This is a genomic window from Phytoactinopolyspora limicola (assembly GCF_011320225.1).
Lineage (GTDB): Bacteria > Actinomycetota > Actinomycetes > Jiangellales > Jiangellaceae > Phytoactinopolyspora > Phytoactinopolyspora limicola.
On sequence record NZ_JAAOEN010000018.1, the window covers coordinates 47590 to 73336 of the forward strand.

Below are 25747 nucleotides of genomic sequence, written 5' to 3' on the forward strand. Positions count from 1 at the left end.
GTGATGGGCGGGACGACGGCGGCCGACGACGGGCATGACAAGAGTTGGCAACCGCTTGCTATCCCCCGGCTCGCCATGGCCCAATAGGGATGCCCGAGTAGCCCGGTCCAGCCTGCCGGAAACCGGCAGTAAGGCACCTGCCCGGGCATCCTGGCGGTTGATACCCCGGAGCCGTCCACGGTGCGCAGTCGAAGGAGATGACAGCCGCATGATCGTCACTCAGGCGGACGTGATGGTCACGAGTCCAGGCCGGAACTTCGTGACACTGAAGATCACCACCGACGACGGCCTGGTGGGTTACGGCGACGCGACGCTGAACGGCCGCGAGTTGGCTGTCGCCTCCTACCTCCGCGATCACGTGGCGACGCTGCTGATCGGCCGCGACCCGCACCAGATCGAAGACACCTGGCAATACCTCTATCGGGGCGCGTACTGGCGGCGCGGACCGGTCACGATGGCCGCGATCGCCGCCGTCGACGTCGCACTGTGGGACATCAAGGCCAAAGCCGCTGGTATGCCGCTGTATCAGCTGCTCGGCGGGGCCAGCCGCACCGGGGCATTGGCCTACGGACATGCCAGCGGGTTCGAGCTGCCGTCCTTGTTCGACTCCATCCGCGAACATCTGGAGCTCGGCTACCGCGCCATCCGGATCCAGAGCGGCGTACCCGGGCTGGACACCGTTTACGGCGTGGCCAAGAGCCCGGCGATGGGCGAGCGTTATGACTACGAGCCTGCCCGCCGGTCGGCCGCACCCACGGCCGAACAGTGGGACACCCGCGCCTACCTTCGCCATGTCCCCACCGTCTTCGAGGCCGTCCGCAACGAGTTCGGTCCGGAACTGCCCCTGCTGCACGACGGTCATCACCGGATGACCCCCATCCAGGCCGCCAAACTCGGCAAGGCGCTAGAACCGTACGACCTCTTCTGGCTGGAAGACTGCACCCCGGCCGAGAACCAGGAAGCCCTACGTCTGGTCCGCCGCCACACCACCACCCCACTAGCCATCGGCGAGATCTTCAACACCGCTTTCGACTACCAGACCCTGATCACCGAACAACTCATCGACTACGTGCGCTCCGCCGTCACCCACACCGGTGGCATCACGCCGATGAAGAAGTTGTTCGATTTCGCCGCCATGTACCAGATCAAGTCCGGTATTCACGGCCCCACCGACATCTCTCCGGTGGGAATGGCCGCGGCCCTGCATCTCGACCTCGCCATCCACAACTTCGGCATCCAGGAGTACATGCGCCACTCCCCCGAGACCCTCGAGGTGTTCCGCACCAGCTACACCTTCACCGACGGCCTGCTACACCCGGGCGAGCAGCCCGGCCTTGGGGTGGAGTACGACGAGGACGTAGCCGACAAGTTCCCGTACGATCCCGCCTACCTGCCGGTGAACCGCCTACTGGACGGCACGGTCCATGACTGGTGACGACGCCACCCCCAGGCGGACCGGTTCCAGGCGTACCGGCGCGGCGCTGACCGGACCAGTGGAATCACGCACCAAGAGCCGGGTCGGTAACACGATCGGCGCAGCCGGGACGGCGCGGCCGGCCGTCACCGCCAGCAGGTGACGTACCGCCGCGGCACCCAGGTCGAGCAGCGGCGCCGCCACGGTGGTCAACGCGGGTACACACCAGTCCGAACCAAGGATGTTGTCCCAGCCGACCACGCTGACTTCGGCTGGTACCCGCACACCCTGCCGGGACAGCGCCTGGATCAGCCCGATCGCCTGTAGATCGTTGTAGGTGACGAGGGCGGTGGCCCGGTCCGGCCTTGGCCCGGCGCGGTCCGCGGCTCGCCGGTTCGACGCGGCCCGTTCCGGCCGCAGTTCCTCGGTGATCGCCGCGGCCGATTCCTGCCCACCCGCCACGGTCGGCGGATACGGCCCGATTCGCCGCACCCGCATCCCCGCCGACGCGGCGGCATCCCTCAATGCCCGCCACCGGGTGGCGGCTGCCCACGAACCAGCGGGACCCGCGACGTGGATCAGCCGCCGATGTCCGAGTCCGGCCAGGTACTCCACGGCCTGACACATGCCGTGCTCGTTGTCCGGCAGAATACTCGGCACCTGCTGCGTCACCCGGTTCATCGTCACCATCGGACGACGACGTGCCACCATCCGGATGGCCGCGTCGGACAGTCTGGACGTCGCGAGGACGAGGCCGTCCACGTTCGGTGCCAGCTGGTCGAGCAGCTGACGTTCTCGCACCGCGGACTCAACGACGTCACACAACACCAGGGTGTAGCCAGCCGTGGCGGCAGCCTCCTCCGCGCCACGGACCATCGGCGCGTACACCGGGTTCCCGACGTCGGACACGATCATCGCCAGCGTTCCGGTGCGCTGTTCCGGGACGTGCCGGGCCAGCGGCGCCGACCGGTAGCCCAGCCGCCGCGCCACCTCGTGTACCCGCTGGCTGGTGCGGGCGCTGACCCGGCCAGGCTGGCTCAACGCGCGCGACACCGTCGACGGCGCTACACCGCACTCGCTGGCGACGTCGTAGATGGTGACGTCGCGGGACTCGGGTCCGCTCATCTCGTCACCGGCCGCTCGCCGCGCAGAACATCACTCACCCCATGTTCACGCAGCGCGGTATACCACGCGGTCACCGCGTCGCCGAAGGCCTCGTCGCCGGCCAGATCCGGGCCGAACACCTCGGTGACGCCCAGCACCTCACGCACTGTGTGCCGGTCCATGGCGGCGTCCGTCCCGGCCAGCAAGGGTCCCAACCGTCCGGCCATCGGGTCGGATACCTCGATCGTCCGGCCCGCGTCGTCGCGTCCGGACAGGAAACGCAACCAGGCCGCTACCAGCAACGCACCCATAACCGGGACTGCCCCGACAGCTCGGCGCTCGCGCACCGCGGACAACAACCGCTGTGGCAGCTTCTGGCTACCGTCCATACCTACCTGCGCGGTGCGATGCCCGAGCGCGGCGTTGGCGAATCGGGAGAGCACCTCGTCCCGATAGGAGGTCAACTGCACCCCCTCCGGAGCAACCAGGGTCGGAGCCTGGTCGTGGTCGATCAGATCCCGCGCCGCCTGCTCGATCAGCGGGTCGCCGACGGCCTCGGCGATCGTCTCGTACCCGGCGAGTGCGCCCAGGTAGGCGATCAGCGAATGAGTAGCGTTGAGCAGGCGGAGTTTGACCCGCTCGTAGGCGGCGACGTCGCCGGTCAGGGTGGCACCGGCCTTCTCCCATGCCGGGCGCGGCCCGTGGAATTCGTCGGCGATCACCCATTGGGTGAACGGCTCGGCTACCACACTCGCCTCGTCCCGCAGCCCGATCAGCCGCCGGACATCGTCGCGGTCGCGGTCCAGCGTGGCCGGTACGATGCGGTCGACCATGGTGCACGGGAAAGTCACGGCGGCGTCGATATATGTGGCGACACGGGCGGCGTCGGACCCGGGAAGCCGCTCGACGAAGTCATTCACCAGGCCGCGCAGCACCGTCCCGTTGTCGCTGAGGTTGTCGCAGGACACCACCGCGACCGGTCCGGCGTCGCCGCGGGCCCGGGCCATCAGCCCACGGACCAGCTGGCCGACCACGGTCACCGGAGGCCGCCCGGCGAGATCCGCTTCGACGTCGGCATCGCTGGCGAGGCGACCGTGCCGGGCCCGATACCCCTTCTCGGTCACCGTGAGGGTGACCACGTGGACGTCGGGGCTGGCCAGTGCGTCGACGATACGCTGCGGGTCTCGGGCGGCGCTCGCGGTGCGCCGTACTACCCCGACGACGTGCGCCGACGGTGTTCCCCGCGTGGGCCGCTCCAGCAGCGTGTACAACCCGTCCTGCGCGGATAGCTGGTCGGTCACGGCCGGGGACCGCTGGCTGGTGGCGAGAATCCCCCACTGGTGGTCGCCCAGCGTGGTGACCAGATGTGAGTACCAGGCCTGGTGGGCCCGGAAGAAGGCGCCGGCCCCCAGATGCACGTGCCCCACCCGCAACGCGCGCGGGTCATAGCTCGGCCGCGACGCGTCCGGCACGGTGCCCAGGCTGGCCAGATCCAGGCCGGCGAGTGCTTCGCTCACAGCTTGTATACCTCCTTGGCCCGCCCATAGGCGAGATCGTGCGCCGTCTGGTGCGCCTCGTCGAGAGAGAGTTGATGCTCGGCGACGAGCCGAGCCAGGTAGCCACAATCGATCCGGCGGGCGACGTCGTGCCGGACCGGAATGGACGGGAAGGCCCGGGTGTCGTCGTTGAACCCGGCGGTGTTGTAGAAGCCGGCCGTCTCTGTCACGAGCTCGCGGTATCGCCGCATACCGTGCGGGCTGTCATAGAACCACCACGCTGGTCCGAGCTGCATCGCCGGGTAGTACCCGGCCAGGGGGGCCAGCTCCCTCGAATACGTGGACTCGTCGAGGGTGAACACGACGACGGTGAATCCGGGGTGGTTCCCGAACCGGTTGAGCAGCGGCTTGAGGTCGGTGACGTAGTTGGTAGGGCCGGGAATGTCCGCACCCTTGTCCGGCCCGTAGCCGGCCAGCAGGGCGGGGTCGTGGTTGCGCACCGACCCTGGATGCAGCTGCATGACCAACCCGTCGTCCACACTCATCGCCGCCATCTGCATCAGCATGTGTCCGCGGAAGAGTTCGGCGTCGCCGGGCTCGGTTGGGCCCTCGACGATGCGCCGGAACAGCTTCTCCGCATCTGAGGTGGCCAGCTCCGCCGTATACGCGCTGGGATGGCCGTGGTCGGTCGCGGTGGCCCCCAGCTGTCGGAAGTAGTCCCGGCGCTGCCGCAACGCCGCCAGGTATCCGGGGTACGACGCGGTGTCCTCGCCGGTGATCTCCGCCAGCCGGGTCAGGGATTCGCGGAATCGCGGCTGATCCGGGTCCAGCACCTGATCCGGCCGGAACGTCGGGATGACCCGGCCGTCCCACCGCTCCTCCTGTAGAGCGCGATGCGCGGTGAGCTGGTCGGTCGCCTCGTCGGTGGTAGCCAGCACCTCGATGTTGAACCTGGCGAAGAGCGCCCGGGGCCGGAACTCCGGTTGCGCGAGCCGGTCCTGCAGCTCGTCGTAGACGTCATCCGCCGTGACCGCGGACAGCCGCGTCGTCACACCGAAGACCTCGGCCAGCTCGGCCTCCAGCCAGAGCCGGCTCGGAGTGCCGCGGAACCGGTGCCAGTGTTCGCAGAGGATCCGCCAGATACGTCGGGAATCGGTCTCTCGCCGGACCCCATCGACATCAGGAAGACCCAGATCGGCGTGGGAGACACCAGCCGAATGCAGCATCCGATGCACGTAGTGATCCGGGATTACCAACAACTCGGCCGGGTCGGGGAACGGTTCGTCGCGGGCCAGCAGGCCGGGGTCGACGTGCCCATGCGGACAGATCAGTGGCAACTCTCTGACCTGGTGATATAGCTCCCGCGCTAGCGCTCGAACGGTTGGTTCGGCAGGCAGTAGCCGGTCGTCGTCCAGCGTCACGTCACCCATGGCCCTCGTTTCGGCGTCGGTCCCGGTACCTAGCTTTCAACACGACGCCAGGCACTCTGACAGAGTATGAGAAACCGGTTCCTGACGCCAATCTCGGTGGCCACGAGAAGGGGTGACGACCCGGCCACCCCCGCCATAAGAACGCTTGTTGTCGCCCCAGCAGCAACAAGGAGGCTTACTGCACGGCGGCGGGCGCAATGCCGGCGGGCGGGCGCAATGCCGGCGGGCGGGCGCAGTGCCGGCGGGCGGGCGCAGTGCCGGCCGGCGGGCACAGTACGGGAGCTCGTGGTGGCGCAGGACACAGCGGACCGCCGACTCCGCAACGGCCAGCTCAGAACATCACCTCAAGCCGTGGGCGCGGGCCCGGTGCTACCCCGCACCTCGAGCCTCGGGCGGAGCCTGAGATCCGCCTCCGGTGCCCCGTCATTCATCAACGCCCACAACCGGCTCCACGCCCCCGGGCCTACATCGCCTATCGGCACGGAGGCGGTCGTCAGGGCCGGCGTGGTGTAGCGCGCGAAGGGGATGTCGTCGAAGCCGACGATCGATATTTGAGCCGGGACCCGCACACCGAGTTCATGCAGGCGACTCAATGCTCCAAACGCGACGAGGTCGTTGTAGGCGATCACCGCCGTCACGTCGTGATCGATCACGTGGTCAGCCGCCGCATGCCCATCCGCGAACGACACACCACACGCCAACTCCACCACCTCGACGGTGCCGGCCACGGCCACCTGCAGGGCCCGCACCCGGATCTGGTTCGACATGCTGGTATCAGGGCCGGCCAGATAGGCGATCCGGCGGTGCCCGAGGCCCCGCAGATGAGCGACCAGATCACGGATACCGACCTCGAAATCGATGGTCACCGACGGCACGTCGGCATCCGGTAACTCGCGGTTGACCAGAACCAGCGGCCTGAGCTTGGGAGCCAGCTCCCGCAACCGCTCCGTCGGCATCCGCGGCGCGCACAAGACAAGTCCGTCGCAGCGCCGCCGCGCCTCGACGGCGAGGACGGCCTCCTCGTCAAGGTCTTCCTGGGAGTCCGCGACCAGCAGCCGGTACCCCTGATCGCTGGCCGCACGGGTCAAGCCGTTGAGGACCCCTTGAAACGTCGGGTTGCCAAGGTCCGGGACCAGCATGGCGATCACCCCGGTACGGCCCAGCGCCAAGCTGCGGGCCACGGGGCTCGGGGCATAACCGAGCTCGGCGGCGGTAGCCCGCACCCGTTCGGCAAGCTCCGGCGCCACCGACGGGTTGCCGTTGAACACCCGCGACACCGTCGCCCGGGAAACCCCCGCGGTCGCGGCCACCAGCCCGATGGTCACCGGCACGCCCGCGCCCGACCGCCGCGAGCCGTCGCGTCTACCCACAGACCCCTCATCTCTCACAAGGACGAGAGTAACCGGTTCCCCACCCCCGCACCCCCTTCCCACCCTCCCGGTGATCATTGGCTTTTGACTACCGGATCCGGTAGTCAAAAGCCAATGATCACCGGGGGGGGGGGGGGGGGTGGGGGAGGGTGGTTCAGAGGGCGGAGCACTGCCCCCCGACTGAACCGCGGATCGAGTTCACCATGCCCTCGTCATCAGGCTCCGACGTGTTACCGGAGCAGCTCAGCGAACCACTCACGTCGTTGCCGGCGAAGACGAACGGCCCCGTCGTTCCCGTCACCGACACCGCGCCGCGGATCGAGCTCTCCCGCACCTGCAAACTCACCGCATCGGTTGCGACCAGGCTGCCGTGGATGGACGACGAGTTCTCGACGAGCAACGCACCGCCCGCTTCCACCGTCACCGCTCCGTTCACCTGGCCTCCGTCGAGGCACACCACGGCCTCCGCCACGACGTTGAGCCCATCGTCCACCGTGCCGGTGATCGTTTCGGTGCAGGTGAACTCATCACCAGAACCCGGCACGTTGTAACGGAACAGGTGCGCACCGGCGCTGAGGTAGACATCGCCGTCGTCGTCGACCGCGCTCCAGGCGAGCCCGTCCGCGATCCGGCGGGTCTCACCCGTGGCGGGATCGTGGACGCTGAACCGGTTGCCGGCGGTGACATAAATCTTCCCGTCGATGTCAGACCTGGTGACGGTGCCATAGGCCCAGCGCGTCGACGTGTAACGTCCCCCAACGGTGCCTTTGACCTGCGCTTCGCCGGCCACGGGATCATAGGCGAAGAGAGCCTCCTCCGCGACGCCCCAGACCAGGCCGTCAGGGTCGACCATCAGTCCGGTGATGCCCTGGCGCTCTTCTCCGACGGGGTCGATCGCCTCGACGACCGCGCGGGTCTCCGGGTCGAAGATGATCAGCTTGCCGGCGGTGTTCCCACTGGGATCGGAGCCCAGCCCGCCGTAGATAGTGCTGCCGATGTAGACCAGGCCGTCAACGGGGTTGTACGCGACCGAGACGACGTTCTCGTCCAGACCGATCTCGGTGGTCAGCCACTCGTGCGATCCGGTAGCGGCGTCCCAGATCGCAAGCCCGCCCTGGGTCTGCCCGTAGATCGCGACCGCCCCCAGGTAGATTTCGTCGCGCTCCGGGTTGTACGCCATGCCGTGGGGGCGATCCTGCCCCTCCGCGAGGCCGTCGAACAATCGCGGCACGGTGTTCGGGTTCGAGGGGTCGTAGGTTTCGGGGTCGAGCACCTCGAACTTGGCATGCCCGTAGGCGCCGAGGTAGAGCTTCCCGTCTCGCACCACAGCCGACTCATACTGACCGCGCTGCATCGTCGGGTCATGATCGACGCCGTCCTTGTCGACCTCGGCCAGGCCAACCATGTAACCCGACGCCCACACGGAGTTGTCGGGGCCGGTGAAGAGTTTCTGGATCAGCGTGGGTTGGGCAAACTCGATGGCGTTGTCCGAGACCAGCGTCTCGCTTTCGAGATCGGCGACGAACACCCCGGTCGCCGACGTCCCGTACAGCAGCGGAGTACCACTGGAGTCGTCCACTACCCCGTTCGAGAGGTACCCGCCGATGTTGATGCCGGTAGGGGTAAACGAGTTGTCGGCGCCGTCGTGGACTACCAGTCCCCCTCCTTCGGTCGAGAAGACCGCCGTGCCCGGCCGTGCGCCAGCGATGATGTGGTGGCCGAAGAAGTAGCGGGTCTGTCCGGCGTCCCAGTGGACGACGTTCCCGTCCAGGTCCAGGATCAACATGCGTAATCCCACCTGTGCGTAGAGCAAGTCCCCCACGATGTCCATGCGGCCCACCGTTGTGGCTCCCGCGTTCAGGCCAGGCGCGGTGGATTCATCGGCGATCAGCGTCTGGTCACCCCGTCCGCCGTCGTCGATCTTCCAGATCTGGGGGATCTGCCCGCCGGAGCCGACGTAGACGGTGTCGGTCTGCTCGTCGTACGCGATCGAATGAATGTAGTCCGCGTTCGGCGCGATCTCGCGCAGCAGCTCGATCTCATCGGTGACCGGGTCCACCTGGTAGAGCCGGCTGTCTGGGTAGACCCCCAGATACACCGAGCCATTGGGGCCGGGCGAGACGCCGAAGGCGTGGTGACTCCCGCTTGCCTCGCTGATGCGGCCCAGATCCGCGCAGTCGCCGGTGGCGGGGTCGTAGCGCCACAACTTCGAGTCGTAGTAGGTACCCCAGTAGACGCGGCCGTCGTCGGCGATATTGAGGTTCCGCACGTGTTCGGCACCCTCGACGGCGCAGGTCCGCTGCTGCTCCCCGGTCTCCACGTCGGTGACGGCGAAGGTCGCGGGGTAGTCGGTGTCCGGCGCTCCCTTGAACACCTGATACGACACGTGCCGTCCGTTCTCGAGTCCATGGGCGGCCTGGCTGGGGATCTGCGTGGTGACGGGCTCACCGAGATACTCCAGGTTCTCGTCCTGCGCGAGAATCTGCTCGACGCGGGATTCTTCGGGCTCCTCGACCCGTTCCCCAGGGCCGAAGAACACGCTGTCCACGTAGGTGTCGACCGTCACGCCACTTGGGTTATAGATAACCGGACGAGCCGCGACCGCGCCGTCAGGGGCGTCGAAGTAGGCGGCCGAACGCTCCCACGTGTGCGCCGTCGACCGAACCATCTCCCACGGCTGGGTCACGATGTTGCCATCGGCGTCGTCGAAGTAGACCGTGGCGCTGAGCGAACCGTCGACACGATACTGGTCGAAGCTGAATTCATAGGTTTCGCCAACGTCTACGGGCACCGGATCGGCGATGTACCCGCCGCCACGAGTGGTCGAGTCGCTGAAGACGTGGAGGCTCCGCACACCGTCGGTCGCACGCACATCGGTGAACGACACGAACTCCGTCCGACCCCACAGGGGCGACCAGCCCGGGGCATCGGTGACGTCGTCGCCCTCCTCGAAGCTCGTATTGGTCAGCAGATTCTGGGGCTCCGCACGCGGGTTCTCCTCGGCGTACACCGGAGCGCTTGCGCCGATGAGCAGTGCGCCGGCCAGCAAGCCGACCACGGCGAGCGCGGACATGGTTCTTAGAGGCCGCGCAGAATGGGGCGCCTGACAGCGAGCGGGGTCGAGCGCCTGGATGGCAAGGCGGAGGAAGGAGCCGCACTGGGTTTGTGCGACGACTGACGACAACGCCGCCAGCCAGGGTGCTCGGGCCCGCGAGCCAGGCGACTCCCATTCTGTGCGGCCTCTTAATCGCGTCATCGGACCTCATCTCCTCGGGGCACCACACGATTCGTCACCGACCGAAACCTCCTCCATCAAGCAACCAACCGAGCTGCAATCGGTTGCAACGATCGGACTGGGCGACGCGTCACTACTTCACCGGTGGCAGGCCACGCTATTTTCACCGCAGAAGAAATGTCAATACTGAGCGAGAATTCCCCATCTATTTAGGTCAATTTGCTGATAATTTACGGAGAGCGTTCCATTGACGGATCCGACGACGACAAGAAGCCTCGATGACGAATCCACCACCTCGCGATAGCGAATCGCCACGACGGAACACCCGGGCCCGTAGGCTGGCCGCGCAGCTGCGGGAAGAACTGGCCAGCGGTCGATGGCCCATTGGCAGCCGCCTCCCACCGGTCACCGACCTCGCCGCCGCCCATGGCGTCGCGTTCGACACCGTCCGCAAAGCACTCTTCGAGCTCGCCGACGACGGGCAGCTCCAGATCAAGCCGCGGTCGGGTGCGTACGTCAAGGCACTACCCGCTACCGCCGCACCAACGGCAGCCGTCGGCTTGATCACCCCGAACAGCGCCTTCTACGACCCCGTAGTGGATAGCGCGGAGGCCGTCCTGCACGCAGCCGGATTCGAGCTACGCATCACGTTCGCGGGCTACGATCGCACCGTCGAATTCGAGCGAGCCCGCTCACTCGTCGCCAACGGCGCCCAGGGGCTGATCATCGCCCCCACCTTGCACCTCGATGGCGATCCCATTGCCCACCTCGACGCCTTCACCACGCTGGACGTGCCACATGTGCTGGTGGAACGCCACCCGGTGGACGCACCACCACAAGCCCCGTGCCGTCGCACCCCCTACGTGTGCTCGGACATCACCGAGGGCCTCAATCAGGCGATCTGCCACCTGCACGCACAGGGCAGACGCCGGATCGGCTTCCAAGGGCTCCTCGAGAGCAGCCACGCGGACGAGATATTTCGTGCGTACCACTCGGCCATGACCGCTCTAGAGCTGCCCGTCAACGATCAGACCGTGCTCCGCCGACCTCCGGAGGACTGGTCCGATGCCGACGTCGCCCACTACGCGAGACTCGTCGTGGAACATCGGCTCGACGCCGTTGTCTGCGTCGCCGACACACTTGCCATCAGGCTGCTCCCCCATCTGCGCCGGGCCCGAGTGGAGGTGCCGGGCGACCTCGCGATCGTGACCTACGACGATCAGGTCGCCGGGATCGCGGAGATTCCCCTCACCACCATCGTGCCGGCCCGAGCCCAGATCGGCGCACTCGCCGCGGCCGCCCTTGCCGCGATGATCAGGGACGGAACGAAGGCACCCATCGTGCGCACCCGGGTGTTACCCCACTTCGTCGTCCGCGAATCCACCGTCGGCGGCGGGTCGGCGCAGACCGAGCGGTCGCGTGCCTAGGCACCCACTTCCTGGCCTCAGATGACGCTTAGGGCGCAGCGGGAGCCGCCTATCCGTCATCTGAAGCCAGGAAGAAGGGCGGCCATATGAGTCGAACTCGCCGTGAGGTACCCCGGGCGACGGTGCTACTTCTCGGCGGAACCGAGTTCCTTGCTGATGGACTCCTGATAGATGTCCGCGTAAGTGGGCGAGTCCTTGATCAGGTCGTCACAGAAGGCCGCGACGTCATCACCGATGAGTTCCAGGACTCCTTTGCCGTCGGCAGCACCCTGCTCGAAGAAGTCGACGATCTCCGTGAGCAGGGACCCGTCCTCGAGGCCGACCGGCCCGACCTTGAAGAAGTACCCTTGCATCTCCTTGTAGACGATCTGGTAGTCCCGCGGGAGCGCCTTGACCCGCGCCAAATGCGCCCGCCACTGCTTCTTGCCTTCGATGATGTCTTTGATGCTCATATCAGCCTCCTAGCTGACCCAATTTCCTAGCGACGTTTCTGTTCAACTGCTCACGCCACCGGTCGCGATAGGTCCGGGCACCCTCTCCGCCAGCAAGAGCCGCACAGAACCCGGCGATATCGTCACCGAGTACGTCGTGAACGCCCTGCCCGTCCGCCGCCGCCTCTTCGAGCAGCCCCAGAGCGCTGTCGAGAATCGGCAGGAGATTACGGCCCGTGAAGTCCGTGTAGGAAACAAGATGAACATTGATCTCACCCCATGCCGTTCGATACTCAGCCGGCAATGCCTGGGCCCGAGCCTCGAATGCCTTCCATTCCTTGGTGAGATCGCTGCCGGTGATGGTCTGCCAGAAGCTCATCTCTCGCCCTCCTTGAGCTTGTCGATCCGTGATGTGACGTACTCCCATTTCGCCCAGAACGTCGCGAGTTCTGCTCGCCCCGCTTCATTGAGCGCATAGAACTTGCGCGGCGGCCCCTGTCCGGATCGTCGTTTCGTCACCTCGACGAGCCCGTTCTTCTCCAACCGCAGCAGGATGGTGTAAACCGTTCCCTCGACGACCTCGGCAAAGCCGAGTTCGTTCAGTCGGCGCGTGATGGCGTACCCGTAGGTCTCCTCGCTGCGGATGATCTCAAGCACACAGCCCTCGAGTGTGCCCTTCAGCATCTCCGTCAGGTCATCCACCACGGGCCTCCCGCGTCGCAGTACTCAGTGCTACCGAGTACTGCTATACAGTATCACTGAGTAGTGCGCCGTGCGCTCAACGCACTCCGCGACCGCCAGATGGGGTTAAGACCAGGATTCGGTGCTTAACGCCATCTGGCGGTCGCGGAGTGGAAAGAGAGGGCGAGGGTTTCCCGACCGGCTCGGCCTGCGGGGGTTAACCCCGATACACCGCATCCGGTTCGAAGGGGAACATCGGCCGGCGCCGGTGGTGATAGGCGAACGTCGAGAGGTCGGCGCTCGTCGCCCCCGGGGTGTTCACCCAGATCAGCTTGCTCGCCATCGCCTCGAAGGCAGCACGCGGGGAATGGACACCTTTCGCCGCGATGATCTTCGCGTCACGCGGTTCGATGCCGACCATCCGGAACTGCATTTGGCTCCGAGTTCCGGCCGACCGAGAGTGTACGGCCAGCAGGAATCCATCGTCGGTACGGATACCCACCGACGTGCCGTAGTCATAGAACCGAGTACCGCCGTGGGTCGGGGTGGGATCCTCGAAACGCCCATCGGTGACGGCGATCACCTCACCCACCACCGGGAACGGAACACCATGCAGACCATCGGTTTTGCCACCCACGGTGAGATCGACCCGCGCACCAACACCGGCCCGGGCACACGCCTCAGCAGCCTCGGCATCGGTGATCGACTCGATGAGCCCGGTGACACCCAGCCGACGGGCCGCGTGCAGGATATGCGTCGAATCCCCCGGGCTTCCTCCCCCGACGTTGTCGCCCATGTCGAGCAGGACTACCGGGCCTTCGGGTGCGGCAGCGGCCTCGCGTAGAGCGGCATCGACCCCTGGCGCATCACCACGGAACTCCTCGCGCCGGTCCCACGCCGCCGCGGCGATAGTCCGGGCGACGTCGTCGGCCAGGCCGGGATCGTCGTCGGTGATCGCGACAACACTCATCCCCATCTCGGCGACATCGGCATAGGGAAACCCCTCCACCACACTCACCGACAACACACCCGCGCGCCGCTCGTGCTCCCGGGCAAACGCCAGGAGTCCGGCCATCGGTTCGTCGTTGGTGCCCTGACGCAAAATGTTGATCACCAGCGGCGGCGCCGCCAACGCCATCACCGGGCGAATCTCACCACGAACCATCCGGCCCACCAGACGCGCACACGAGAGCCCCTGCTCGAAGGCATCAACGTGCGGATTCGTCTGGAACACGGTGACAACGTCGGCGTACTCGACCATCTGCCGAGAGACGTTGGCATGCATGTCCAACGTCATCCCGATCGGAACGTCGGGCCCGACAACTTCCCGGACCCGCCGGACGAACTCCCCATCAGCGTCCCGGTAATCCTCGGACACGGCCGCCCCGTGCTGCGGGAGCAACACACCGTCCCACGGCCCACCAGCCTTCAACGCATCGATCATCCGGCCGACAAGGTGCTCATACGCCTCAATGGTGCTGGCACCGGTGGGCGTGATCCGGCTGTACACCAACGGGACAAGTTCCACACCAGGGGACTCGACCTCGTAGGCGAAGAACCCGGCCAGGATCGACTCCGACGTCGCGTACTCGGCCCGGATCTGGTCACCCTCCAGAATCCCGGCCCGCTGCCACACCGACAAGCCAGCCTTCACCGGCGCGAACGTATTCGCCTCGTGACTAAACCCCAACGTCGCCAACCGCATCACACACCCCCTTCCACTTCATCGCGACCGCAACACCCTGCCCGAACGCACCTCGGTCTGCGTCCCCGCCGCGACGGCAACCTCACCATTGACGACGACGTAGTGCACACCGGACGGCGCCCGACACGGATCCAGATAGGTCGCCTCGTCATTCACTGTCGCCGGATCGAAGACGACGACGTCGGCGGCCAGGCCCCGGCGTAACGTCCCTCGGTCGGCGAGGCCCATCCGTTGCGCGACAGCACCGGTCATCTTGTGCACCGCGGTGGCTAGGTCGAGGTCGCCCAGCTCACGGGTGTAGCGGCCCAGCACCCGCGCGTGCGCGCCGTACGCACGCGGATGCGGCATGCGCCCGGGCAGCTCGTACGGCAACGCGGATCCGTCCGAACCAACCAGTGTGTAACCGGCGCGCAGAAACTCCCGCATGTCGTCCTCGGTGCGGTAGAACAGCACCACCTGAACCCGGTTGCCACCCTCCCGGCACAGCTCGAGAACCAACCGGGCCGCGGACATTCCGACGCTGCTCGCGGCCTCATCAACGGTGACGCCCTCCGCGATGCCGAGCAGGCCGTCCGTCCGGGACAGCAGGACTCGATCCCAGTACCACGGGATCCGGCCACCGGCGCCCCAGCCGGCCGCGAGTTCTCGCTCGGCGCGGTCCATCGTCGAACCGTCGGCGAGTCGGGACCGCATCGCCGCGATCCCGCCTTCCTGCACCCATGCCGGAAGGTATTGGGTGAGCGCCGAGGCCGACGCGTGGTACGGGTACACGTCGCAGGCGATATCCACCCCGGACCGTCGCGCATCGTCGAACAAAGCCAGCAGGTCGGCGGCGCGGCCCCAGCTCTGCGGATCGTTCAGCGCGATGTGGGAGTACTGGATCGCGGCACCCGTGACCCGTCCTAGCTCGGCGGCCTCGGCCGCTCCGGTGAATCCGCTGCCCCGCGAATGTGTCGCGTACAGAGCGCCGTGCCGGGCAAGAACGGCGCACAAGGCGGACAGCTCGGCCGTATCCGCGTATCGCGACGGCACGTAGGTGAGCCCTGTGGACAGACCGAACGCCCCCTGTTCGAGCTGATCCCGCAACAGCGAGCCCATCACCTGGGTGGCTTCGACGGACGGCTGTTCCGCCATCCCCGCGGCGGCGATCCGCAGCTGCCCGTGACCCACCAGAGTTGCCACGTTGACCGCCAGCCCGGCCTGCTGCAACACGTCGGCGTAACCATCGAGGTCCGACCACGTCAGCGGAACAGGGTCGTCGCCGATCCCGGCGAGCAGGTCAGCATGGTCGTCGCGTCGCTCCTGAGCGATAGGAAACGCCGAGAATCCGCAGTTGCCGACGACCTCCGTCGTCACCCCCTGATGAACCTTGCTCTGTGCTCGGCCATCCAGGAGCACGCTGACGTCGGAGTGGGTGTGGATGTCGATGAACCCGGGGGCGACGACCAGCCCGGCGGCGTCGATCACCTGAGATGCCTCTGCCGGCTCGTGCGGGCGGAGGACGGCTTCAATCCGACCGTCGACGACGAGCAGGTCGCCCTCGACCGGCGGCGCCCCCGTTCCATCGACCACCGTCCCGCCACGGATCAGCAGGTCACCTGCCACCATCCTCGCCTTCCCCGCTCCTCCGCGCGGCGGTTGTCACCACCGCTACCCGATCGGTCAAGCGTCTATCACTCATTCCGGCAGGTCCGAGAGCGCCGCCTCGAACCGTTCGAGAGCTGTGGCCAGCTCGGTCTCGCCGTGCGCGGCCGATACGTACCAGATACCGCGAGCGGCTACCCACACGCCGTGGTCGACCAGCGTATCGGCGAAGCGCGCGTATCGCGCGAGGTCGATCCGGGCCAGTCCGGCGTAATCATAGATCGGTTCCGGATCACCGAAGGAGACGTGGAACGCCATCGGCAGGCCCTGCACCCGCAGCGGCAACCCGCGTGCTGCGCCGAGCTGGCGAATACCGTCCATCAGGCGGGTCCCGTGCTCCTCCACCCGTTTGTACGGCGGATCCTCACGCAGGACCGTTAACGCGGCCGTGACCGCCGCACACGCCGGAACCGACGAGTTGAACGTCCCGGAATGGTTGACGCCGCCGGCGAACATGTCCATCAACGACGCTTTGCCGGCGAGCGCAGCTACCGGCCAGCCACCGGCGATCGCCTTCCCGTACACCGCTAGGTCCGGGGTCACCGCGAACCGCTCCGCCGCCCCGCCCAGTGCTAGCCGGAACCCCGTGATCACCTCGTCGAAGATGAGGACCACGCCGTGTTGGTCGCACAGCCGTCGCACCTCGTCCAGATACCCCGAACGCGGCTCGATGGCGCCGCTGTTGCACATGACGGGTTCCAGAATGACGGCCGCGACGTCGTCGTGTTCGGCGAGTAGGGCTCGGAGCGCTTCAGCGTCGTTGTAGGGAACGACGTAGGAATCGGCCAGGTAATGCGCGAGCTGCCCAGCACTGACCGGTGCCGGTGCTCCGTCCACCGTGGTAACGAGGACATTGTCGAGCCAGCCGTGGTAGGTCCCCTCGAACCGGACGAACTTCGTTCGGCCAGTGGCGGCCCGGGCGAGCCGGAGGGCGGCCTGATCCATCTCGGTGCCGGTGACGCCGAACCGGACCCGGTCCGCCCAGCCGACGCTGTCGAGAAACAGCTCGCCGGCTTCGTTCTCCAGTACGTTCTGCGCACCGAACACGGTTCCTCGTCGCACCGCGCTGGCCACCGCGTCGTTGACGGCAGCGTGGGCGTGCCCCAGGAAGTTCGGTCCTTGACCTAGCAGATAGTCAACGTAATCGTTGCCGTCGGCGTCATAGAGCCACGCCCCCTGGCCTCGCTCGAAGAACACTGGTGGACCGGCCAACCGTACGTTCGAGTGCACACCGCCCGGAGTGATGCTGACGGCACCCGCGCGCAGTTCCGACGACCGTTCCCGGGTTCGTAACGACATCTCGCTCGCTTCCTCCGACCGCCATGGCCTATTTCACTAGATGAGATTTTCAGCCTGTCCGACAGAACCTAATGGATCAAGCGATCACCAGGGGTGTCAACTTGTTGCCATTCGTTGCCATTCGAGACCCCATTGATGGGGTTTCATCAAGTGAAAAGGCCCGCGGCGCCGACGAGGATCGGCCGGTGCGGGCGGACCTGCGCCCACGTGGTGCGGGCGCGGACCTATCACCGATCACCCAGCCCGATGCCCAGGCACCAAGCGGTTGGGTAGACGTCCGAGGCAGGAGTCAGCGCAGGACTTGGTCAAGCGTGCTGGCGGTGAGGACACGCGCCGTCCATACCTGAAGCTGGTCGCTCGAGGCATCATGCACCCGCCTGAGCGCCGCCCCCGGCAAGGGGCCGAACTTCAGAGCCAGAAGCTGCACGAGCGCCCCAGCGCGACCGCGGGCCTCACCCTCAGCGCGAAGCATCTCCGCAGTGGTCACGTAGGCCTCCTCTGCCTCGGGTCCGAGCTGAGCGAACAGGTCATATAACTCGTCAGCGGGCGTCTCGCCCACAGTCTCAATGTACGTCAAAAGAGCGATGAAGTCTTCGTGGCCACCGGAGCGACGCAAGATCGAATTCAGCTCTCCCTTCCACTGCCGAAGGTCATCAGCGAGCTTTGGGTTTCCCGCGGCGATCTTCAGCAACAGGAGGGTAATCCGCGCCGGCGGAGTGAGCGGCCGATCTCGCAGCGCTTGCTCGTCAAGGCGCGCCAGGTCGTCGAGTAGGAACCGGAACCGAGGTAGATACTCCGCCGCCGCCTCGGCGGCATCTCCATCGAGATCGATGAGCTCGAACACATCGGTCGGACCGGTCCACGGGCGGCGGTTGTGGTGGACGACTAGCGGGATCACCGCTGGCAACCGGTTTTCCTCCGGATGTTCAGCCCGGTAGCGCTCCCAGATCCGCACCACATAGCGGAGCATCCGGAGCGGCATCACTGGATCAGTACAGCTCTGATGCTCGACGAGGACGTAGACGAAGGCTTCGCGGCCGTCCAATGGGGCAGTGAACAGCAGATCGGAGTGTCGCCATTGCAGCGTCTCGTCGACGAAACTGCCCGACAGCCTGGTCAGCCGATCAAGGTCGAGTCGATTGGTGAGAGCTGCGGGAAGCACCGCACGTAATTGCGAGGCAGCATTGGCGGGTTCACCAAGAACCCGCCGGAACACCGCATCATGCGGACTCGACTGACCAGACATGACGGCAACATACGGGTTCGCACCGACAGGCTCGGTCCGTAGCGGCGCCGCGGCGTGAAGGCCGGGGCGATGCAAACGGCATGTGGGTGGACAAATCTTCCCACGCCCGCCCCCGTCTGCGTGCTGACAAGACCGATGCGAAACACCGCAACGGCATACACTCGGCAGATGCCCAATTCCGATCCCGCAGCCGAGACGATGGCCCCGCCCGATCTCAGCGGCTACCAGCCACCGCGCATGTTGGGCAACTCGGATGTCCGTCTACACAACCTGTCCGTCGTCATGCGGACCATCCACACCAGGGCGACCTGCACTCGGGCCGAACTAGCCCGGGCCACGGGGCTGACCAAGACGGCTATCGGTGGGCTGGTCAATGACCTGCTCGACCAAGGCGTCCTGGTCGAAGAGGAGTTTTCGGCGCATCGGGTCGGACGCCCCAGCGCACCGCTACGCATCGCCCGCGAGCGGTTCGCCGCCGTGGTGGTAGACATCGGCGCAACGTATTTGTGCACCACGCTCAGCGACCTCGCCGGACAGGTTCACACCCGGGAGACCGACCTGGCGAGTTCGCAGTCTCTGCGGGTCTCCGACCGGATCGAACTCATCACCTCCCGGATCGGGGCTGCCGCCGCGGCGGCTCGGGACAACCATCTCCGCCTCGTCGGGGTCGTCGTCGCCGCGCACGGTATCACCGACGCCCATCGAGGCATACTGCGTCGACACACCACCAAGGACGAACTCGACATCGCCGGTCAGATCAGCGAACAGTTACCCGGCATACCGTTCGTACTGGTGGAGAACGATGCCAACCTCGCCGCCCTCGCGGAGTGGGAGCGGTATCGCACCGACGGAGTTCGTCACCTCATCAGCCTGTCGGGTGAGCTGAGCATAGGTGCCGGGATTGTCCTCGACGGCCGCCTCCACGAGGGCAGATCCGGATACGCGGGTAGCTTCAGCCACATCACTTTGGACCCGGCCGGCCCGGAGTGCACCTGCGGACGCTCCGGATGCTGGCGCACCCTGGTGGGGTTACATCACGTTTTGCGCAATGCACTGCCAGAGGTGGCCACCGGCCTAGAGCAGATCCCCGGCTACGCCCCCATCGCCGTCGACGCCCTGATCGCCGCGGCACAGGCGGAGAACAAACAGGTGCTCGACGCCCTCGCCACCGCCGGCCATTGGCTGGGCGAAGGCACGGCGAACATCGTCAACGCCCTGGATCCCGACCTCGTAGTGGTCGGCGGCTACTACGCTGCCGTCGCCCCTTGGCTGATGCCAGCAGCACACGACGCACTCGGCAACGGTGCCCTGATGCCGATCGATCCCGCTCAACTCATGGTTGTCTCCGACCTGAACTCGGCTCCGTACCGCCAGGGCGCCGCAGACGTTGAGCGCGCTCGGGTGCTGGGTGGTGGCCTGCATTGCGTCACCGAACGCCTCATCGAGACACCACTCGCCTTGGCGTCGCTGTAACCGCCCCCAACTGCCCATATGTCAACTCTGTTGACTAACTAGGTATGCGGCGTTTAGGGTCCTGGATCAGAGGTTCACGACTATGGAGTCCGCGACCGCTGAGTCGGCGGCGGACGTTGACCTGCGGAGAGGCAACACGTGGTACTGGCAGGCCGGGTCAAAGACATCGATCGAATGGTGCTGCGAGTGCCGTTCACTTCTCGCTGCGCCGAGTGGAACTCGTTGCTCGTGTGGCGGTGGAGCGTCGTCGAAGTCGTCCGTGTCGAGACCGACGCGGGGGTCGTCGGCTGGGGTGAGTCGCTCCTTCACTACGGCTGGAGCGGCGGCACCACCGACGACGCCGTTGAACGGGTGCGTGGTGCCAACGCGGCGAGTTTCCTCGGGGACGACTCGGTAGGAGCTGGCCTGCAGATCGCGTTGTACGACGTCGTCGGCCAAGCACTCGACGTCCCGGCCCATGCGCTGCTCCCAGGCCCGAAGGTCCGCGACCGTTGCCCGCTGGCCTGGTGGAACACCAAGATGCCACCACAGACACTCGCCGCTGAGGCGAAAGACGCCGTCGCCGCTGGTTACCTGGCCCACAAGTTCAAACCCCGGCCCTGGTTCGACATCTACGACCAAATCGAGCAGGTCAGTGCCATCACCCCGGCCGAGTACAGCTTGGACATGGACTTCAACGGTATGTTGCTGTCCGCCGGGCATGCGGCCCCGGTCCTCGCTGAGCTCGATACCTACGATCGAACCGCTATTTACGAAGCCCCAATCCCCCAACGCGACCTTGCCGGATATCAGCAGCTACGCGGTAAGGTGCGCCGGCCGCTGGCGGTCCACTGGCACGAACAATCGTTTCCCACCGGGACACACGCCAACGCCGTCGACGGCTACGTCGTATCCGGCGGCGCTCACCGCGTGATGCACCAAGCCACGTTGTGTGCTGAGTTCAACAAGAACTTCTGGCTGCAAAACGTCGGGCTCGGACTGACGACGGCTTTTCAGGCCCACCTCGGGGCAGTACTCACTCACGCTCGATGGCCCGCCGTCACCGCGCTCAACAACTACGGGCACGACCTACTCCGCGAGCCACTCACCATCACCGACGGCATGGTCACGGTGCCGGACGGCCCTGGGCTGGGGGTGCGGTTCGACGAATCGGTGATCGACCGGTTTCGGATGCGACCGCCGTACGACGTCCCCGAACCCCGGCATATCCTCACCGTCACCTGGCCGACCGGCCGCCAGGTGCACTACACCCGGATGCGCCAATGCTGGGACGACTTCCTCGCCGGCAACCAGCCGGTCTTCGGCCGTGGTGTCACTCTGCAAGTACACCGGGAGGCCGACGCACCCGATCCAGTCGCCTGGGCGGATCTGCACAGACGTGCGTCCAAAGCCCCGGTTTACGACAAGGTGGCCGCCGCATGAAACTACTTGTGCTGGGTGGATCTGGCCTGGTTGGCAGCCTGATCGTCCCCACTCTCAGCCAGGCACACCATGTCCGCGTCCTTGACCTCAAACGCCCGTCCTACACCGCTTCGGCAGCGCACGGCTTCGAATACGTCACCGGGAGCGTCGACGACTACGACGCTGTTCACGAAGCCGCGGCGGGTATGGAAATCCTCGTCTACCTGGCCATGAGCCCCGTACGAGGGCCCCATTCACCGCCTGAACATGTTAGAGCCGGGTTGGCTTTCGATGTCAACGTCAAAGGCCCATACATCGCGTATTGGGCGGCCGCTGACGCCGGTATTCACCACGCGGTCCACGCGAGCAGCCTTAGCGTCTACCCCGAACGGGACTTCTATCCCAGCGAGGCCGATCCGCCGGACTCGAACTCCCTCTATGGGCTCACCAAACGCCTCGGCGAGGAAGTCTGCCGGCATGCCATTCAGGCCCGCAAGATAACCGTCAACGCGCTGCGGCTGTGTCACCCGATTCCCGACGACGAATGGCCCCGCCCCGGCAGCGACCACACCTCCGTCATCGCCACCCGGGCCAGCGACGTCGCCGCCGCGTTCGAGGCCGCCCTGCACTACCGCGACGGATTCCAAGCGTTCTTCATCAGCGGCGACAGCCATGAGCGCTACACGCCACTGGGTAAAGCCAGACAGCTACTCGGGTGGGCGCCCACACCTCGGCCGATGGTTCCCTGATGCCTGGCTGACCCCGACGGAGAACCGCGCGTCCACGCCGAACTTGTCCGATTGGAGACCATTTATGGGCGCCGCTCAGGGCCCCGTCCTCCTCGCCGAGCTCACCACCACAGAAGCCCACACCGCCCAGCAAACGGCCAGGGTAGCCATCCTCCCCGTCGGGGCGGTCGAACAGCACGGGCCGCACCTGGCGGTGCTGACCGACGCCCGGATCGCCGAGGCGTTCGCGCACCGGCTCGGCACCGAACTCGGAGACCAGGCCCTGGTGTGCCCCCTGCAACCGTACGGATTGTCCGAACACCACGAGCGCTTCGCCGGCACGATGACCCTCACCCCGCCCACATTCATGGCGCTCATGCTCGACCTCGTCGCCAGCCTGAAGCACCAGGGGTTCGGCAAGGTGATCATCGTCAACGGACATGGCGGAAACATGGACGCGCTCAACCTCGTCGCCCGCCGCGCTCGCAGCGAACTCGCTGTTCACGTCGCTTCTATGATGTGGGCCAAACTCGCCCGTGACGTCTGCGCCGAAGAAGCCGCCGGACCCGCCTACGGACACGCCTGCGAACTGGAGACGTCGCTGGCCATGGCGTTGGCCCCCGAGCTCGTCAAACCCGACCTCGTCCAACCGTCAGGCGTGCGGGGTGAAACCTACCCCGGCTCCGGCCCACGCGGGTACGTCGACGTCGCCGTCCGCTTCGACGAACTCACCACCGACGGCGTCTACGGCGACCCCACCCGCGCCGCTGCCGAGATCGGCGAACGTATCCTCTCCACGGCGCTCGAACGCGCGGTTGAGTTCAGCCAGGGCTTCATCACGGGTGGAACTCGCTGAGAATGTCCGCCGCCAGGATGGGGTTGCCCGCGGTGAGCCCACCGTCCAGCATCACCGTGGTGCCGGTGATCCAGCCTGCCTGCGGCGACGTTAGGAACATCGCCAGAGCGGCGACGTCGTCCGGTCGGCCCAGCCGCCCGGCCGGATACCACCGAGTGACCCGGTCAAGAATCTCCGGGTCTCGTGCGATTCGAGCATCCCATGCACCAGGAGTCACGACGGTGGCCGCGCCGATACCCACCGCCCGGACCCCCTTGGGTCCGTAACGAACCGCGATGCTGCGAGTGAGCGAATCCAGGCCGGCTTTGGCCGCGCTGTACGCCTCGTTGCCGACGTAAAGCATGGCGTTCACCGACGAGATGTTGAGAATCACCCCGGATCCGCGGTCACACATGCCCGGTAGCACTGAGCGGGCACACAGATACGGACCTCGGAGTGCGGTGTCGACCTGCGCATCCCATCGCTCCGGGGTGGTGTCGGTCAGGCTATCCTCGTCCGCGAACGCGGCATTGTTGATCACCACGTCCACCTGACCCCACCTGGCATCGACGTCATCGAACAACGCCTCGACCTGGTGTTCATCAGAGATGTCCGCGACGTGATGGCTGACGTTGGCCCCGGCGTCGTGGAGTTCTTCAGCTAAGGCCGCGACGCCGTGTTCAACGCGGTCGACGAGCGCCACCAGAGCACCGGACCCGGCGTAGCGTCGGCTCAACGCCGAGCCGATGCCTCCGGCCGCCCCGGTTATCACAACTACCGGCGCCTGTGCTCCGGGCATCACGACGTTCCGCCATCCGGCAGCAGACCGGCGAAGAGCCGACGTGACACAGCCGTGGTCAAGCCAGGAACTAGAGACAGCCATGTTCGGTCGTCGCCGTAGTAGCGGTTGGTGACCATCTCAAACGGATCGACGACGGGCCCGCGTACGGTGACCTCTGCAAGCGTCGGCTCGAGGACGGCAGCCAACGCCGATGTGAACGCACCTGCCCCCTCGCCATAGACGCTGACCGGGCGGTCTTTGAGGTCGATCTGCGAGTCGGTGCGCACGAACCGCACCGCACGCAGCACATCGAACGCTTGCCCCGCGGCGAGGCTGTCATCAAGCCAGATGAGCTCGGTCAAGAGCAGGAACAGGGTGCCGTAGTCACCCTCAAGCGGCCGCGCGTTGACCGGGTTCGGCGCCAGCGAACCGACACCTCGGACGTCGACAACAAACGATGCCACCCCTGCGGCGGCCTGTTCGGCCAACCAGGCCTGCTTCTCGTCGACGTCGGCTGTGCCCCGGTTGAACAGCACGACCTGTAGGGAGCTGAACTCGACATCGGCGGGCGTGACCAGCACGCCGGCTCCGAACAGATCCCGCTCGCTGGCCCAGCAGGCGCGCCGAATCACAACGGGTGCTGAAACGCCCTCGTCAACGCGGCGAGCCGGTAACCATCGGGGAAAGAACTCAACCGGGAGGTCCCGGCCACCGTTTACCCGTTCGGAAAGCCATTCCCGCTGGGCGTCGACGTCGTTCTCGACCGACGCCGGATCACCTCGGCGTGCACTCACCTGCGGGTAGCGGTCGAGGTTGAGGTCGAATACCCGCCGGGCATGTGGGCGGTCAAGGACCACCTGGCCCGACGTCGTGCATCGCAGCTCGTCCTCGGGCAGCGCCACGGTGTTCCTGTGGTCGACTGGTGCATCCGGATCATTGCCGAGGTGGCGCACGAAGAACTCAGTAGCGGCCTCGGCCAGGCCGGGCGTAAACCCGTGCCGCTCGTCGACCCGAACGTGTTCCAGCTGGTGCATGGCATCGAAGATCTCGAAGGCACGTCGGGCCCGCGACACCGTGCTGACCGTGCCCTCGATCGGGAAGAAGTCGTAGTTCGCCGAACACACCAACACCGGGCGGGGTGCCATCGACATAAGCAGGTCCTCGTGGTCGATCCCCGCCACCGCCCCGGCCGGCAGATGCTGCTCGGCATCCTGGGCCTTCCCCGACCGCAGAATCGACGCCCGGTCGCTCACGAACGACGACACAACCGCAGCCGTCAACCGTGGTTCGACCGCCATCAACCAGGTCGTCAGAGTCCCACCGCCGCTGTTACCCGCCGCCGCGATCCGAGATGCGTCCACCTCCGGCCTGGCCGCCAGGTAGTCGATGGCGCTGCGCGCATCATGAATGAAGTAGCGCGCGATCGACTCCCCGCCCCACCAACATTGCACACCGGCGTAAGAATGCTCGGGCATGTTGCATGGCACCCGTGGCGAACCATCCTCGCTCAGATAGCTCCACCGCTCGCCCTGCCCGATCGGGTCGATGACCATCGCCACCAGCCCGTTGCGCGCGAGCCGCGCACAGGCATCCTGATACCGCTCAGCGGCCTTCCCGATCGGCGAATGACCACAGTTCCACAACACGCCGCCGGTCACTCCGGCCAACCGCTGTGGCAAATAGAGGTTCGCCGGGACGTACACGTCAGGCAGGGTCTCAATGATCAGCCGCTCGACGACGTAGCCGTCGCCGGCTACCTCGCCAACATGCTCTACCGCCGGCGGTGCACCGTCGTCACGGTCCGGCAGGCCACCACAACCTTCCAGCATTGCGGCGCGGATTTCCGCCTGCCGCCGACGGACGTCGGCGACCGTCCCGAGACCGTCATTTTCCGCGTGCCCCGCGGCCAGCGCCGCCGCTGATCGCCGCCGGACGTGCTCCGTCAGCTGCCCGCCCACATCGAACAGCCCGTCCAGATGCGGACCGAACCCCCACGTCGACACCTCTGGCCTCCTCGCTCGAAACGGTGTGCCGCTCAGCGGCGCGA

Annotated in this window: 20 protein-coding genes; 6 read left to right on the forward strand and 14 right to left on the reverse strand. The window is 66.4% G+C overall.

Annotation, left to right across the window (positions count from 1 at the left end; genetic code table 11):
- Window positions 1–208 precede the first annotated feature (208 nt).
- Window positions 209–1435 (forward strand): D-mannonate dehydratase ManD, encoded by a 1227-nt coding sequence (gene manD / locus G8760_RS25425; RefSeq protein WP_166355645.1) that lies wholly within the window; start codon window positions 209–211, stop codon window positions 1433–1435.
- Here manD and G8760_RS25430 read toward each other — a convergent pair.
- From G8760_RS25430 to G8760_RS25450, 5 genes are all read right to left on the reverse strand, one after another.
- Window positions 1406–2539, reverse strand: a complete 1134-nt coding sequence (locus G8760_RS25430; protein WP_166355646.1) for a LacI family DNA-binding transcriptional regulator — start codon at window positions 2537–2539, stop codon at window positions 1406–1408. The two genes, manD and G8760_RS25430, sit on opposite strands and share 30 nt — an antisense overlap.
- On the reverse strand, window positions 2536–4035 hold the full coding sequence (locus G8760_RS25435) for a mannitol dehydrogenase family protein (RefSeq protein ID WP_207782719.1): 1500 nt from the start codon (window positions 4033–4035) through the stop codon (window positions 2536–2538). The genes G8760_RS25430 and G8760_RS25435 overlap by 4 nt, the downstream gene beginning before the upstream one ends.
- Window positions 4032–5444, reverse strand: a complete 1413-nt coding sequence (gene uxaC, locus G8760_RS25440) for a glucuronate isomerase (protein ID WP_166355647.1) — start codon at window positions 5442–5444, stop codon at window positions 4032–4034. Before uxaC ends, G8760_RS25435 begins: the two co-directional genes overlap by 4 nt.
- A 344-nt stretch (window positions 5445–5788) precedes the next feature.
- Window positions 5789–6814 (reverse strand): LacI family DNA-binding transcriptional regulator, encoded by a 1026-nt coding sequence (locus G8760_RS25445; RefSeq protein ID WP_207782720.1) that lies wholly within the window; start codon window positions 6812–6814, stop codon window positions 5789–5791.
- Between the two features lie 154 nt (window positions 6815–6968).
- Window positions 6969–9887, reverse strand: a complete 2919-nt coding sequence (locus tag G8760_RS25450) for a carbohydrate binding domain-containing protein (protein ID WP_166355649.1) — start codon at window positions 9885–9887, stop codon at window positions 6969–6971.
- Between the two features lie 440 nt (window positions 9888–10327).
- On the opposite strand from G8760_RS25450, the gene G8760_RS25455 reads away from it, so the two are divergent.
- Window positions 10328–11476, forward strand: coding sequence for a GntR family transcriptional regulator (locus G8760_RS25455; protein ID WP_166355650.1), 1149 nt, complete (start codon window positions 10328–10330; stop codon window positions 11474–11476).
- A gap of 125 nt (window positions 11477–11601) precedes the next feature.
- Here the strand turns inward: G8760_RS25455 and G8760_RS25460 are convergent, their stop codons facing one another.
- The 7 genes from G8760_RS25460 to G8760_RS25490 all read right to left on the reverse strand — a co-directional run bounded on the left by G8760_RS25460 (window position 11602) and on the right by G8760_RS25490 (window position 18482).
- Window positions 11602–11928: a DUF1048 domain-containing protein gene (locus tag G8760_RS25460; RefSeq protein WP_166355651.1), complete on the reverse strand. Its 327-nt coding sequence runs from the start codon at window positions 11926–11928 to the stop codon at window positions 11602–11604.
- Between the two features lies 1 nt (window position 11929).
- The gene (locus tag G8760_RS25465; RefSeq protein WP_166355652.1) at window positions 11930–12286 is read right to left on the reverse strand and encodes a DUF1048 domain-containing protein; all 357 of its coding nucleotides are present in this window, start codon (window positions 12284–12286) and stop codon (window positions 11930–11932) included.
- On the reverse strand, window positions 12283–12609 hold the full coding sequence (locus tag G8760_RS25470; RefSeq protein WP_166355653.1) for a PadR family transcriptional regulator: 327 nt from the start codon (window positions 12607–12609) through the stop codon (window positions 12283–12285). Before G8760_RS25470 ends, G8760_RS25465 begins: the two co-directional genes overlap by 4 nt.
- A 196-nt stretch (window positions 12610–12805) precedes the next feature.
- Window positions 12806–14293, reverse strand: a complete 1488-nt coding sequence (locus tag G8760_RS25475; protein ID WP_166355654.1) for a M81 family metallopeptidase — start codon at window positions 14291–14293, stop codon at window positions 12806–12808.
- Window positions 14294–14311: 18 nt separating this feature from the next.
- Window positions 14312–15901: an N-acyl-D-amino-acid deacylase family protein gene (locus G8760_RS25480; protein WP_166355655.1), complete on the reverse strand. Its 1590-nt coding sequence runs from the start codon at window positions 15899–15901 to the stop codon at window positions 14312–14314.
- Window positions 15902–15970: 69 nt separating this feature from the next.
- Complete coding sequence (locus tag G8760_RS25485; protein ID WP_166355656.1) at window positions 15971–17236, reverse strand: aspartate aminotransferase family protein; 1266 nt, start codon at window positions 17234–17236, stop codon at window positions 15971–15973.
- 289 nt (window positions 17237–17525) lie between these two features.
- A complete protein-coding gene (locus G8760_RS25490) occupies window positions 17526–18482 on the reverse strand; it encodes an Rpn family recombination-promoting nuclease/putative transposase (RefSeq protein ID WP_166355657.1) in 957 nt (318 codons plus the stop codon).
- Window positions 18483–18650: 168 nt separating this feature from the next.
- Here G8760_RS25490 and G8760_RS25495 point away from each other — a divergent pair, with 168 nt between their 5' ends.
- The 4 genes from G8760_RS25495 to G8760_RS25510 all read left to right on the forward strand — a co-directional run bounded on the left by G8760_RS25495 (window position 18651) and on the right by G8760_RS25510 (window position 22940).
- Complete coding sequence (locus G8760_RS25495) at window positions 18651–19955, forward strand: ROK family transcriptional regulator (RefSeq protein ID WP_166355658.1); 1305 nt, start codon at window positions 18651–18653, stop codon at window positions 19953–19955.
- Between the two features lie 138 nt (window positions 19956–20093).
- The gene (locus G8760_RS25500; RefSeq protein ID WP_207782721.1) at window positions 20094–21377 is read left to right on the forward strand and encodes a mandelate racemase/muconate lactonizing enzyme family protein; all 1284 of its coding nucleotides are present in this window, start codon (window positions 20094–20096) and stop codon (window positions 21375–21377) included.
- The gene (locus G8760_RS25505; RefSeq protein WP_166355659.1) at window positions 21374–22105 is read left to right on the forward strand and encodes an NAD-dependent epimerase/dehydratase family protein; all 732 of its coding nucleotides are present in this window, start codon (window positions 21374–21376) and stop codon (window positions 22103–22105) included. The genes G8760_RS25500 and G8760_RS25505 overlap by 4 nt, the downstream gene beginning before the upstream one ends.
- A gap of 64 nt (window positions 22106–22169) precedes the next feature.
- A complete protein-coding gene (locus G8760_RS25510; RefSeq protein ID WP_166355660.1) occupies window positions 22170–22940 on the forward strand; it encodes a creatininase family protein in 771 nt (256 codons plus the stop codon).
- On the opposite strand, the gene G8760_RS25515 is transcribed toward G8760_RS25510, so the two are convergent.
- Complete coding sequence (locus G8760_RS25515; protein ID WP_166355661.1) at window positions 22921–23718, reverse strand: SDR family NAD(P)-dependent oxidoreductase; 798 nt, start codon at window positions 23716–23718, stop codon at window positions 22921–22923. The two genes, G8760_RS25510 and G8760_RS25515, sit on opposite strands and share 20 nt — an antisense overlap.
- Entirely contained in the window at window positions 23718–25703 is a 1986-nt protein-coding gene (locus tag G8760_RS25520; RefSeq protein WP_166355662.1) for an alpha/beta hydrolase family protein, read from the reverse strand. The genes G8760_RS25515 and G8760_RS25520 overlap by 1 nt, the downstream gene beginning before the upstream one ends.
- Window positions 25704–25747 lie beyond the last annotated feature (44 nt).

Coding starts and splice junctions, on each gene's coding strand:
- manD (WP_166355645.1), top strand. CDS start 209: ATGATCGTCACTCAGGCGGACGTGATGGTCACGAGTCCAGGCCGGAAC.
- G8760_RS25430 (WP_166355646.1), bottom strand. CDS start 2,539: ATGAGCGGACCCGAGTCCCGCGACGTCACCATCTACGACGTCGCCAGC.
- uxaC (WP_166355647.1), bottom strand. CDS start 5,444: ATGGGTGACGTGACGCTGGACGACGACCGGCTACTGCCTGCCGAACCA.
- G8760_RS25450 (WP_166355649.1), bottom strand. CDS start 9,887: ATGTCCGCGCTCGCCGTGGTCGGCTTGCTGGCCGGCGCACTGCTCATC.
- G8760_RS25455 (WP_166355650.1), top strand. CDS start 10,328: ATGACGAATCCACCACCTCGCGATAGCGAATCGCCACGACGGAACACC.
- G8760_RS25460 (WP_166355651.1), bottom strand. CDS start 11,928: ATGAGCATCAAAGACATCATCGAAGGCAAGAAGCAGTGGCGGGCGCAT.
- G8760_RS25465 (WP_166355652.1), bottom strand. CDS start 12,286: ATGAGCTTCTGGCAGACCATCACCGGCAGCGATCTCACCAAGGAATGG.
- G8760_RS25475 (WP_166355654.1), bottom strand. CDS start 14,293: ATGCGGTTGGCGACGTTGGGGTTTAGTCACGAGGCGAATACGTTCGCG.
- G8760_RS25480 (WP_166355655.1), bottom strand. CDS start 15,901: ATGGTGGCAGGTGACCTGCTGATCCGTGGCGGGACGGTGGTCGATGGA.
- G8760_RS25485 (WP_166355656.1), bottom strand. CDS start 17,236: ATGTCGTTACGAACCCGGGAACGGTCGTCGGAACTGCGCGCGGGTGCC.
- G8760_RS25490 (WP_166355657.1), bottom strand. CDS start 18,482: ATGTCTGGTCAGTCGAGTCCGCATGATGCGGTGTTCCGGCGGGTTCTT.
- G8760_RS25495 (WP_166355658.1), top strand. CDS start 18,651: ATGCCCAATTCCGATCCCGCAGCCGAGACGATGGCCCCGCCCGATCTC.
- G8760_RS25505 (WP_166355659.1), top strand. CDS start 21,374: ATGAAACTACTTGTGCTGGGTGGATCTGGCCTGGTTGGCAGCCTGATC.
- G8760_RS25510 (WP_166355660.1), top strand. CDS start 22,170: ATGGGCGCCGCTCAGGGCCCCGTCCTCCTCGCCGAGCTCACCACCACA.
- G8760_RS25515 (WP_166355661.1), bottom strand. CDS start 23,718: ATGCCCGGAGCACAGGCGCCGGTAGTTGTGATAACCGGGGCGGCCGGA.